At 50.9% G+C, this 13,325-nt stretch carries 9 protein-coding genes; all 9 read left to right on the top strand.

The window, feature by feature from the left end; all coding sequences use genetic code 11:
- Nucleotides 1-848, top strand: an 848-nt coding sequence (gene iscB / locus AK2_RS15615; protein WP_067936840.1) for an RNA-guided endonuclease IscB, incomplete at its 5' end; no start/stop codon positions are given.
- A 153-nt stretch (nt 849-1,001) separates the two neighbouring features.
- Nucleotides 1,002-1,991, top strand: a complete 990-nt coding sequence (locus tag AK2_RS15610; RefSeq protein ID WP_067936837.1) for a peptidoglycan-binding domain-containing protein — start codon at nt 1,002-1,004, stop codon at nt 1,989-1,991.
- A gap of 179 nt (nt 1,992-2,170) precedes the next feature.
- Entirely contained in the window at nt 2,171-3,139 is a 969-nt protein-coding gene (locus AK2_RS15605) for a hypothetical protein (RefSeq protein ID WP_067936833.1), read from the top strand.
- 247 nt (nt 3,140-3,386) lie between these two features.
- The gene (locus AK2_RS15600) at nt 3,387-4,067 is read left to right on the top strand and encodes a hypothetical protein (protein WP_067936830.1); all 681 of its coding nucleotides are present in this window, start codon (nt 3,387-3,389) and stop codon (nt 4,065-4,067) included.
- 518 nt (nt 4,068-4,585) lie between these two features.
- Nucleotides 4,586-9,859 (top strand): hypothetical protein, encoded by a 5,274-nt coding sequence (locus tag AK2_RS15595; RefSeq protein ID WP_169794814.1) that lies wholly within the window; start codon nt 4,586-4,588, stop codon nt 9,857-9,859.
- A 162-nt stretch (nt 9,860-10,021) separates the two neighbouring features.
- On the top strand, nt 10,022-10,675 hold the full coding sequence (locus AK2_RS15590) for an EAL domain-containing protein (RefSeq protein WP_067936824.1): 654 nt from the start codon (nt 10,022-10,024) through the stop codon (nt 10,673-10,675).
- Between the two features lie 181 nt (nt 10,676-10,856).
- Nucleotides 10,857-11,987: a ParM/StbA family protein gene (locus AK2_RS15585; RefSeq protein WP_067936819.1), complete on the top strand. Its 1,131-nt coding sequence runs from the start codon at nt 10,857-10,859 to the stop codon at nt 11,985-11,987.
- A gap of 37 nt (nt 11,988-12,024) precedes the next feature.
- Nucleotides 12,025-12,345 carry a hypothetical protein gene (locus AK2_RS15580; protein ID WP_157076391.1) on the top strand — a complete coding sequence of 107 codons (321 nt, stop codon included), beginning with the start codon at nt 12,025-12,027 and terminating at the stop codon, nt 12,343-12,345.
- A gap of 158 nt (nt 12,346-12,503) precedes the next feature.
- A complete protein-coding gene (locus AK2_RS15575) occupies nt 12,504-13,232 on the top strand; it encodes a hypothetical protein (RefSeq protein ID WP_067936812.1) in 729 nt (242 codons plus the stop codon).
- Nucleotides 13,233-13,325 lie beyond the last annotated feature (93 nt).

Raw genomic sequence — 13,325 nt, 5'->3', positions numbered from 1 at the left:
CCAAGTTGCGGCGGTTTGCACCTGTATCGCATCTTTCGATGGAATTGGTGCGCTTTGACACGCAGAGGCTCCAAAACCCCGAGATCCATGGGGTGGAGTACCAGCAAGGCACCCTCTTTGGTTACGAAGTGCGCGAGTACCTGCTGGAGAAGTGGGGACGAAAATGCGCCTATTGTGATGCTGAGGGGGTACCGCTGGAAATCGAGCACGTGGTCCCGAGGTCAAAGGGCGGGACGGATCGAGTGTCGAACCTCACGCTCGCCTGTCACCGGTGCAACCAAGCCAAGGGAAACCGTTCAATTGAAAAGTTTTTGGCTCACGATCCTGAACGGCTCAAACGAATTAAGGCTCAACTCAAGGCACCGCTCAAGGGGGCAGCTGCGGTGAACGCAACCCGTTGGGCGCTGTTCCGGCGTCTCCAAGCGACCGGGTTGCCCCTGGAAGCAGGCAGTGGCGGGCGTACGAAGCACAACCGTATCTCGCAGGACTACCCGAAAAAGCACTGGATCGACGCGGCCTGCGTAGGAGAGTCGGGAGAGCATGTGCGGCTTCACCCGAAGGCGCAGGTACTGCGAATTGTCGCGAAGGGACACGGGAAAAGACAACGATGCAGAACGGACAAGTATGGGTTTCCGAATCGACATGCACCTGCGGCAAAGTCATACATGGGCTTTCGCACAGGAGACCTGGTACTGGCCGTTGTACCGCGAGGGAAATATGCCGGAACGCACGTAGGGCGTATTGCTATACGTCACCGGCCAAGTTTTCGACTCAACGGGTTTGACGTGCATCCCAAGTATCTCACGCTTCTGCAACGAGGTGACGGATATGCGTACGAACTGGCCTAATTCCGGCGCCTCCTCCCCACGGCTAAAGCCGGGGGACCCCGGCGCCGGAGTACATTTGTTGGAGTGAGATAGAAAATCCCCTTCAATACTGTCAATAGCGACGACTTAATTTTTGCTATACTGCCTGTAGACAATCCACAAGGAGGAATTTTGATGAAGAGGACGATGTTGGCACTCGCGACTCTGGGCGTTTTCTCGGTCGGGGCTATCGGTGTTCTTCCGGTGACGGCGTATGCGTCAACCTCGTCACACAGTACGACAACCATTAAGTATCCAGGGCACCCGCTTAAGATGGGAAGTCGGGGTACATACGTAAAAGACGTACAGGAGCGACTAAACAAGCTTGGCTATTCTTGCGGGAAGGTAGACGGAGTCTTCGGATCGCACACCTTGAGTGCGGTGAAGAAATTCCAGAAAGCTCATCATTTGACGGCAGATGGGATAGTCGGACCTCAAACGTGGAACGCCTTGTTTGAGACCTCATCGAGCACTTCAACTAAGTCGGCTCCTACACTAAGTATTAGTGGTCTGTCCGACGGTGAAGCCGTATCTTCTGCCTCACAGACTGTGAAGGTGCAGAGCAACGAACCTGTCACCCTGTGGCTGAACGGTAAGAAGCAGACGGGCAGTGGGAATACGTATCACTTGACGCTGAGCGTTGGCCAGAACACGATTACGGCAGAGGCGTCCAACGGATCGAAAACCGTCAAGAAGAGCATTCACGTGGGACTGTCAGGTGAAGATACACAGGCGATGAATTACTTGGACACATATGTTAACGAAATTTATACGGGGTCGAAGACTTCGGTTTTCTACAATGATACGAAGCAACTTGCAATGAATCCATCTTCAGCCGTTTCCATTAAGAAGCAGTTGTTGGCTATGCCACCCTGGAAAGACACCATCATTGATGTTACTCAGGAATGGCAAGTCAACTATGTTTTTACTTGGACAAAAAATTATCAACAATTCCCAACAACAGAAAGTGGAGTAATGCAGTTGATCAACAAAGATGTTCCTGGAATTCAAAATGATTATGTAGCTTGGGAAGGCTTTTATGTCTACTATAATGCCAAAACTAAGCTTTATACCTTTGCAAATTTGCAAATTGGACTAGGGGCTCCAGGAACATCTCCGCAATAAATAAATCCATGTTTTGACTTTGGATGGGACTGTCCCGAAACCCATCGTAAGATGGGGAGAGGAACAGCCCCTTTTCTTAACAAAAATTGCGACGTTCCTGAAAGAAACTTTCCTTCCTCTCAATGGCGACAACTTGATTTTGCTATACTGCCTTTAGTAACCGGCAAGGGGGAATTTTGATGAAGAGGACGATGGTGGCACTATCGGCCCTGAGCGTTTTTTCGATCGGGGCCATTGGCGCTGTTCCGATGACGGCATATGCATCCACTAGGTCAAGTGGAGCTGGAACACTGAGCATTAGCGGTTTCACCCCCAATAAAACCAAGACGGTGTATTCCGCTTCGCAAACGGTGACCGTGAACAGCGGTGGTAAGCCCGTTAAGCTTTGGCTGAACGGAAAGCGCCAAAAACAAAGTGGACCGCACTTTTATCTCAAGCTCACGACTGGACGTAACGTCATTACGGCGGCTGCATCAAACAAGAAAGAGCACGTATACATGACGCTCGTTGCTCCGACACTGAATCTCATCGGCCTCAAAGATGGCGAAGCTTTAACGTCCGCTCCGCAGACTGTGACAGTGAAGAGCAACGAGCTCGTCTCATTGTGGCTGAACGGGAAGCGTCAGAGCGGGAAAGGCGGCAAGTACAACCTAAAACTGAGCGTGGGACAGAACACGATCACGGCAGAGGTGTCGAACGGTGCGAAAACAGTCAAGAAGAGCATTCATGTGGGGCTGTCGGGTGAAGATACGTGGGCGACGAATTATATGAATAGTTGGCCTACTTATTCAGGTATCCAGGCTCCTGCTTTTAAGGAAGCAGCTAAACAGCTTGCCATGGATCCATCTTCCGCAGATTCGATTAAGAAACGTCTGCTTTCCATACCAGCTTGGAAAGAAACCATTGATGGTACGAATCAGGAGTGGCAAGTTAACTTCGTTTACACATGGACAAAAAACTACAAACAATTCCCGAGCACAAAAATCGGAATAAACAATTTGTTCCGGACGCTTCCCCCTATCCAAAACGGTTCTGTAGCATATGAAGGAAACTGTGTTTACTATAACGCTAAAACCAAACTTTATACGCTTTCTGATCTGCAAGTTGGCATTGAACCGCCAGGTGTAGACGTGGCACCAATTCTCTGATTTTTATAGGGGCGAACAGAAATCAGCCGAAAACAAAATGCATGAAGTGCGGCGTTGCTGTGGTGCAGCGCCGCATTTTTTGATCAGAGGGACCAAATGTGCGGCTTTTGAACACAGATCAACTTGCATCAAAGTTGCATTTTTTTATCGAGCGGATGTGGAAAGGTGGGTATTGAGATGCGTGCAAAGACTTCGAGTCTCTCATGCCATTTACGGTTCCAAGCACCAAGATTGAGGGAGGTCTGGAATGGCTGTGTGGATTCGTCATAGGGTTCAGTATTTAGGACTTGCGGTAGTTGTGATGTTGAGTATGTCCTTAGTTGGGTGTAACGTACTCAATTCTGAATCCGTGCTAAAGGATGGCAAACCAGCAATTAGAACAGAAAAATCGTTGGATTCATTCTCTACAAACCCGACGTCTTCCAACGGTCCAGGCAAACATCAGGATTTAAGTACGGCGAATCACAAGAAGCGGACTGCTGCCCGTCCGAAAACGTCGGGCAAAGATGTATGGGCAACGAAGTACCTTAACCAGACGTATCAGTACAACACGCCCTATACGAAAGGTCCGAAGGTGCCATTGTTCGAGCATTTGACCAAGCAGATGGCCATGGGGACGATGTCACAAAGCCAAGTTAAAAAGACATTGTTTGCACTCAAACCATGGAGAGATACAGTTGCTGACATCACCCAAGATTGGCAAGTGGGTTTTGTTTATACCTGGGAAAAACATTACACCACGATGCCTACTACAGACGCGGGGATGAAAAATCTTATTGCGAAAGATATCCCTGCCCAAAATGACGAGGCCGACTATTTCGACCTATATGTTTACTACAATGCACACGCTCAACAATACACTGTTGCCATGTTGCAAGTTGGGATGCAAGCGCCGAAGGTATTTAAGATTATCAATAATACAAAATAGTGTAAATAGAGGGTGAGCTTGTGAGGTTATCCCGATTTGTCTTTGGTTTATTTTCTTGTTCCCTATCCCTGCTCACAACTTTGACACTGGTGCCACACCACACAGCGCAGGGAGCCACGACTATATCCAAGAAAGTGAAAGTCGGTACGATCACTGAATCCATGGAGTACCAGAGCTCAATCACAGAGACTTACTCTACTAGCAAATGGGGACAGTATCCCTCTACATACAATGACAATGGAACGATACTCAACGCGACCACGGTCACGTTGGTTCCTGAAAGCAGCTCTATCCAAAAGAACCGAACGAAAACTCTCACGTATACTATGCAGAAGGGTCCATACTATTCTGCAAGCGAAGCCAATTTTCCGAGTACGTATTCGTTTAAGTACACAGATTCGGCTTCTGGAGTCACAAAGACTTATTCCTTGCCCAAGAAAGGAAGCGCATATAAAAAATCAGGCTCTCAAACAACACAGAAATCATACTCTTATGGGGGAGTAAAGAAATTATGGAAAGTGGAAAAGATCACACCAAGTAGCGGGCCTGCTGCTGGCGAAACTGAATGGATTGAGCTTAATGGAGGTGGTCCGGAAAGCAACGGTAATCCTTATCCGATCATTGGGTGGATGTCCAACGATAAAACGATGTATGACTACTATTCCGGAAAATATCATAAATATTATTCTGATCCGCCTATGGCTCCACAGCACTACTATGGCCCGAATGGCAGCCCAGATTACTACGGGTCCGACCCTGATGGCCCCGAAGGCTGGACAGTTGACAGCGTTAGCTGGGGAGATTCGAGCGTTCAAGACGCCAACGATTGGCCACAGTTTACTACGTATATGACATTCGATGGTCAAAAGAGGCACTGGTGGATGTCTGACGACAATTTCCCTAACGCATACCGCAAGGGCCTCAATCTCGTTTATGAGCGTCCGAACTGGACGTGGGAACAGGATTACTCAGCGACCGTCAGCTTGCCGGATATTGCAACAAAATGGGATGTGTATATTACCTACACAGGCCAAGCGCAATCCGGAAAATCGACAATCACTCTCAACGCGAATCCGACCAACATGGTTTCGGGGCAGACGACCACGCTGACGTATACCGTGCAAAATTTTCAGTCTGGCGACTATGTGGACATCGAATATAACGGTAACGGCAAAGACATGTGGGAAAACGCGTGGAATCTCACGAAGTCTACCGAATCCTACCAGGAAACGGAATATCCCGCAGCTGGTAACACAATTACAGTGAACTACACGGCCACCTTGTATAATTCGAGCGGCCAAGAGGTAGACAGTGATTCTGTCTCTGTAACTTGGTCGGGCAACCAAACACCTACAATCAGCCTGAGTGCGAACCCACATTCGACGATCTCCGGGAACCCTATTGCTCTCTCGTACACCGTGCATAATATGGGCACCGGGGATTATGTAGTGGTTTCGGGATACGGCGGCCAGGACATGTGGGGCGAGAGTTATGACACCAGTGCTACCGACTCGTACACGGAAGTGGAATATCCCCAGAATGGCAACAGCATGTCGGTAACCTATACAGCGGTTGTGTACGGCCCGACAGGGCAGGCTTTGTCCTTGGATAGTATCAGCGTCTCCTGGACAAGCCAGGCACCGAGCATCAGCATCAGTGCGTACCCGTCTACCACATCGGCCGGTTACCCTGCTACCATCTCATATTATGTAAACAACATGAATCCTGGCGATTACGTGACGATCACCGGGACCGGCGGCCAGGACATGTGGAGCGAGAGCGATGACACGAACTACGCCGACTCCTACGTCGAAACCGAAAATCCGAGCAACGGGTCTAGCACGACGGTGTACTATACGGCTACGTTGTATGATGCGTCGGGGCAAGTCGTGTCACGATCCACCACAACGGTAACTTGGACAAGCAACGTGCCGCAAATCAAGCTCAGCGCAGCTCCGTCCACGGCCTCGTCTGGGAACCCGATCAGCCTGTCGTACTACGTGACGAACATGGGTGCCGGGGACTACGTGAAGGTTCAGGGCTCCGGTGGCCAGGACATGTGGAGCGAGAATGATGACATGAACTATATGGACTCGTACTCGGAGGTGGAGAACCCGGAGAACGGCGCCAGCACGACCGTGACGTACACCGCGACGGTGTACAGCCCAACTGGTCAGGCTTTGGCTCAGAGCAGCATCACGGTCAAATGGACGAGCGCGGTACCGACAATTACGATGAGTGCGAACCCAACGAGCATGTTGCCGGGACAACCGTCTACCATTTCGTACTCGGTGCAAAACTTCCAGTCTGGGGACTATGTGGACGTGATGCCGTCTGGAAGCGGATCAAACATGTGGAGTGCGTCGAATCAGACGCAGGCTGTAGAGACATATCAAGAAGAAGAGACTCCAGCTGCCGGCCAGACTGTCACGGTGAACTATACGGCCACGGTGTACAACCAGTATGGACAAGCACTTAGCACCGCAAAAACGTCTGTGAAGTGGACCAACGCTTGGACAGGGTCTATTAACCTCACGGCGAACCCGCAGTATTTGCCGACCGGGCAGCCGACGACACTGAAAGTGACGACTACGCAGTCGCTTCCGTCCGGGTACAACCTGTTCATTGAGGACACAACGACGAATCAGGTGGTTGCAGAGACGGGTGCAACCCCATACTCGACGCAGTACACAAGCTATAATGCGGAAACCGACGATTTTGTGGCGTACGTGAACGATGGATACGAAAACGTCGGGCCCAATTCGAACACGGTGAGCGTAACCTGGAGCGATCTCTCCCTTTCTGCAGACCCGCCTCAGTTGCCGGTCAATCAAACATCTACTCTCACTGTAAAAGGCATGAATGTGCCGGCAGGAGACTATCTCATTGTAGAGAATGAGACGACTGGCCAGATTGTGGGAGTTAGCCAAAGCACACCGTATTCTGTGCAGCAGACGCAGAGCACGGCTCAAAGCGACACATACATCGCGTACATCAGCTCGTCGCCCACACCAACTGATGCGTCTATTACGTCAAATCCGGTGACCGTGGATTGGTATGGCTTAATTTTGGTCGCGGACAAAACACGATTACCTGTCAACAACACATCAACCCTGACGGCGACGGCGCAGAATCTGCCGGACGGGTACATCATCGACATTGTGGATCAGACCACGGGCCAAGTGATTGCGTCTGGCCAACCGGGACAAACGCAGGTTCAGGCTTTGCAGACCAAGTCACAGGCAGAAACGGATAGCTACATCGCACAGGCGGTGGAGCCAGGGAATCCGCAAATACCAGGACTAAGTGTGCCACAGTCACAGACACAATCAGCGTATGATTCGCAAGTGGTTGCCACGGTGCCTGGTGTTGACACTCCAACATACGTAGCTTATGGCGACGGATATGTGTATGCGTCGAGCGAGAATAGCAGTTCCGTCGCAGTAATCGACGCAAGCACAAATCAAGTGGTCACCAAGATCGATATTCAAAAACAGGGGCTCGGCAGTTATCTTGGTGGCATTGCATATGGCAATGGGTATGTGTATGTTGCATCGACAAATTTCAGTTCCGTCGCGGTAATCGATCCAAGCACATACCAAGTGGTTGCTATGGTGCCCGTTAGAAATGGGGCATATGATGTGGCCTATGCTAATGGGTACGTGTATGTGACGAGCAACGCGTATGCCTCTTCACTCAGCGTAATCAATGCGAGTACGAATCAAGTGGTTGCCACGGTGGGATTCCCTACTGGATCTTATCCAGATGGCGTAGCCTATTACAATGGCTATGTGTACGTTGGGTTAAAGGCTGGCGGTACAGACATAATCGACCCGAATACGAATCAAATAGTTGGTACATTACCTAATCTCTCGTTTGGACCAGAGGGCGTTGCTTTTGTCAATGGGTATGCGTATATGCCGACTAATTACCAATATGTCCAGGTAATTGATTTGAGTACGGATCAAGTGGTTGCCAAGATTCGTGTTGGAACGTACCCAAGGTGCGTTGCTTATGCCAACGGGTACATATATGTGTCGGACGATGCGGCTTCCGGAACCGTTAGCGTAATCGACCCAAGCACGAATCAAGTGGTTGCCACGGTTCCTCTTGGAATAGGATCATATGGTGTTGCTTTTGGCAACGGATATGCGTATGTGGCAAACATGGATTCCAACACCGTCAGTGTTCTTGGGGGCGGTAGTGATTCACAAACGTCGGTTTCCTACTTCCCATTCTGGACCTTTCAGTCCTTGCCCAGCTATGTTCCTGTGTCATTGTTCACACAACAGGCTGTGGCCGGTTCGTACAGTGGAAGCATCTGGATGGGGGCAAATGAGAATGGGAACTTCCCGAATGGAACTGGGTTCTTTGAAGGAACGTTTAACCTGCCAAAGACAGAGAATGTGACGTTCCAAATCCAGTCCAGTCAGGTGGGCGACTATGAGCAAGTGTATGTGGATGGGAACCCTATTTTAGAAGCCGCACGAAATAACGAGGGTTCGTTGGTGGGCAGTGGAGTGCCGAATTCCACTCAAACCACCATCACACTTCCCGCGGGAGAACATCAAGTGATTATAGAAGGAATGAGTGACAATGGATTCAGTAGTCCAAATTCCAACCCTGCCGGAGTCAATCTCGAAGTGATTGCCAATGGGTCGGACTTGCTGGACACAGGGAATCCATCAAAGTGGATGACCACCGGGTACATCACACAACTTCCACCAGGTTGGTTTTCTGGAGCCGTGGGGTCGTGGAACTGGACAGAATACGTGTTGCAGGAAGATTCTAACCAGCCCATTTACCAGCAGCAGGACTACAGCCTGACGAATACGGCTCAAGATGTCGCCATGCAGTCAAACGTCGTCTCAGTGACCTGGTACAACCCGATTGTTCCGCCGGACAACTTCGGTTTGACCGCTCTCCCGTCCAACGTCACTGCGCCGGCACAAACGCAGTTTAAGGTTAGCTTTGACCAGACGGATTCGGATTTCGTGAACCAGAATTTGGGCGGCTCGGCGACGGTGGAGATTCGATGCGTCCAGACCTGGCAGAAGGTGGCTTCGGCAACCTGGACACCAAACTCGGATGGCTTGAGCATCGCCATTCCTTACAGTCCGGTACCTGGCTCGTCACTGCAATATATCGCACTCCTGGTGGACAAGAATGACGTTACACTGGCAGATAGCAATCAAGTGACGGTAACAGACACTGGATTGGGACAAACGGGGAGTTCATCTAGCAGCACGAGTTGCAGTGGACAAGGAGATGGCACGGAGGTATTTGACACCTACAAAGACGGCAAGCTGGTCAATGAAAAGGTAGTGCCGCTCACGATCACTGACCTCGAAGTGGACGGGATTTTCAACCCGACGGCGCAGCTCAAGCAGGAGTATCCCGGGAACACGGTTCATCTGCCTGTGACAAACGCGATGTTGGGATATGCCCCGATTCCGCTGCGGGTACAGGCACCGTTCGGTTTCGCGGTGAAGTTCCCTGACGCTCAGCCGACCAAGGTCGAAGCAGTGTTTTCGGTCAATGGTGGAGCCAGCGTGGGTACAGTAGACGAACAGGGAGACACTTCGTGGACGGTGGAGATGCATCCATCGTCGAATCTACCGCAGTTCTGGCAGGGAGAGACCATCATGCCGAAACTTCCGGATGGAGCGCATATCAGCGTGACTATCAAGGCGTATGACGATTGCGGAGAGAACGACCTGACGAACCAAGACTTCCTGGTGACGGCCGGCCGTCCGCAGTGGTACTTCGCACAGCCATCAAAAGCTTCCTAAACAGACATTCACAAACAAATGACCTCGCTTGGAGAAAGTCCAAGCGGGGCTTCTTTTTTATGTTCGGATGGATCCACGTCGTCCGGCAAAAAGTTGCATCGTTTTTGCGCCTTTTGCTCTCTCCCCGTCTGCCATACTCAATGTCAGAAGGAGGAAGGGAGATTGCACGTTGCCTATCAACCGATATTCGACTTGACGAGGGGAACGGTGTTGGGGTACGAGGCTTTGCTTCGCCCGAATGAGGGTTCACCGCTAGCTGTAATTGACACAGCTCGGCGAGAAGGGTGGGTTTCCGAACTGGACCGATGGGTCATAAAACAAGCCTGTTTAGAAGCAGCTGATTGGTTGGCTCCCTATGAGGTGCTGTTCGTCAACACGGAACCAGAGACGGTCGCTGAGCTGAGCGTCCAGGATTTGCTTCGGCTGGCCTTGCCTTCGGAGCAAGTTGTGATTGAGATGACAGAGCGCGCCCCCATGGAGGCGCTTAATGTGAGGCCATTGCGAACCTCGGGTGTTCGCCTGGCGCTTGACGATTTCGGCTGCGGGCATAGCAATCTGGTTGCACTGGAATCGCTCCGGCCTGATTTTCTGAAACTTGATCACCGGTTCTGGGCGAGACATCGGGATGAAGCTGTGGCGATGCTGGCAGAGACGGAAAGGATGGGCTGTTCATTGATTGTCGAAGGCATTGAAACGGAGGAAGACCTGGTATCCGTTCGGCGATTGTCCATTCCCTACGCACAGGGATTTTACCTTGGCCGGCCGGCGGTTAAGTTCCAGGAGCAGGCCAACCGGCATGTGTGGGTGCCGCCGTAGCCAGTGTCGGCGGGATCGACGGTGATCTGTACACCAGGAGGTTGATGCCACTGTATCTGTTGGTGGCATGGTTGGCCTTGTCGATTGGTTTCGTGCTTGGCGCAACTTGGGCGGGACGAGAAAAGTTCGATTGATTAACAGGCGATTGCGAACAACGAATGTAAAAAGGAGCGAGAGGCGTATGCAACCTATCGGCATTGATCTTGGCAACGGAGCGGTCAAGGTTCGATTCGGGACCACCAGGTTGATGATTCCCAACGTGATTTCGGTTGGTGGCATGCAACCTGAGTATGGAGAGGTTTCCAATCCTCTGGATGCCCTCAACGTCGTATTGGATTCCCCACTGGTGGGAGATTCTCGGCACTGGTACATCGGTCGGTTAGCGGCCACACAGGGTGCGATGGCGCGGTACATGTTGCCTTCTGATCAGAAGACGCTCAGCCAGCAGTCGGCCATTTTGTATCTGGTGGGTCTGGCCGCGGCCGTTGTCCAGCATGAGTTTGAAGTAAACGGTTCTACGGAACCTGAGTTGGAAGCAGAGTTGTACGCAGTGTCTGGAGCTAGTCTAGTGGAATCGTTCCAGAAAGGGACGAGGCGACGGTTTGAGGATAAATTACGCGGTGAGCATTGGGTAACATTTCAAGATCCCTCTCCATGGGCCGGCGTAACCGTACACCTGCGTGTGTATCCAAGGGTTCATTTGGAAGGCCACACGGCGTATCTGTGGCTGATGCGAAATATACCGAGCATTTCCACCGTATTATCGACCAAGCCGGTTATTGGGCTGGCCGAGGTTGGAGAGTTGAGCACGGAGTTTCCTGTGTTTCGTGGTCCGAACATTGAACCCGCGCTATCGAGTGGGGCCCAATTCGGTACGGCCAGCGTGATGGATGAATTGTTGTTGCGCATTCGAGATTTCACCCAGGTTCCGACTGCCTTTGCGGGTGGACGAATGGAGCTGGAGCGTTTTCTGGAAGAACGGCGCGACACGGTATCCCTCATGGGGCGCACATATCATCTGCGTGAGTTGATTGAGGATCACTTGTCTGCAGCGGCGCACAGTCTGTACGGGCTGATTCGCGAGAAATGGCAACGCGTTCCAACCATCGAGCAATTCTGGGTCATTGGAGGCGGAGCCGCTCTATTCCATTCCTATTTGCAGCGGAAGGCACAGCAAGACCACGTGATGCTGAACTTCCTCGATGACCTGAGCGAATCCCGTTGGCTCAACGCAGAGGGCATGTATCTAATCGCCCAACAAGGCCTGAAGAGGGAGTTTCCAGAGCTGATGCAGCATGCGATCCAAGCGTGAGTTAACACATCAGAGTAGGTTTACGGTTCGTATTCCGGTGGACATCGATCCGGGCTTTTTGAAATGGCTGAACCGCCAATACCAGACATACGGGTTTCAGCGGGTGGTTCTGGAGGCATTGGAACGTCTGTACAAGGACATGCAGGGGGCGGATTGTCATTGGGAGCATTCGCTAGTCGTGAAACCCGCCGCCGGCATGGTTCCCCCGAGTCCAATCGAACAACGCGCAATCTCCGCGCAACAGCCATCTCCAATCGAACCCATTCGTGAGGAGACAACTCCGCAGAATCAGAAACAAGAGAGTGAGAACGAGGAAGAGTGGGGCAACGTGTTCGACATGTTGGATGACGGTCCGTAAGTCTGACAAGGTCTGACAAGGTCTGACAGTATGTCAGACAAAGTCTGACTTATGGAAGTCTCGAACAGAAGATGCAGGTTATTGGTATAAACCTGCATCTTTTTTGCATCGTCGGGAGCTGAGGTTCGTTCAAACTGGAACTGAAGGAGGTGAGAGATGTGGCGCGAGAAAATGAAGATTTCAGAGCGGTTGAAGCATGGCTGAACCAAGTTCAAGATTCAATGACCCAACTAAGAGACTGGGTCAAGACTAGAGGATCTTTTAATTCAGACCAGACTAAACAACTTCTGGAGATGTCTGTAGAGTTTATGGAGTACGAAACGAAGATGTACGGAAGCACTCTAGAGACAGAAGTCTCCGACATACTCACAGCGAACTTAGCGATGCGATTGCGCGGGCTTCGAGACAGTCTCAACCGAATCATTGCCACATCCTTAGTTCGCCGTATTGAGGAGAAAGTAAATTCTCCGGAGGATTTTGGAATAACAGTCGACTGGTTGAAAAACGGATTTGTCATCACTCTCCCGTATTCGATGATCAGCATGAGTGATTTGTATCTCATGCGTAGTAAACGGATTTCCAACTTGACGGGCCTCAACACGGTATGGAATGCCTGGGGGACAATTATACGGTCTGTTCAGAGTCAGAGACCTGTACCCACGGAGATGATTTGGCGGGCAACCGTTCGTGTGGATATTTTTGTAGAGCACCGTGTGCCCCTTGACCCGGATCATTTTTGGATTCGACCCATCCTTGACGCGCTCGTGAATCAGCGTTTCCTGGCGGATGATGATGCAGAACATATCATATTTATGCTTCATTATCACTTGCGAAGCAAGAATCCCCGCGTAACTATCAGTATCCAATCATTAGATAACCAGGAATAATGAAGAACGGAAGATAAAGTGCCTGTACTACAAGGCTTATGGGGAATAAGAATGGTGTAGAATCCAAAAACTTAATCTCTCCACGTGAAATCT

It is taken from the genome of Alicyclobacillus kakegawensis NBRC 103104, assembly GCF_001552655.1.
Taxonomy (GTDB): domain Bacteria; phylum Bacillota; class Bacilli; order Alicyclobacillales; family Alicyclobacillaceae; genus Alicyclobacillus_G; species Alicyclobacillus_G kakegawensis.
The sequence above is the reverse complement of the archived record's forward strand: the minus strand, read 5'-3'. Positions and strand labels throughout refer to the sequence as shown.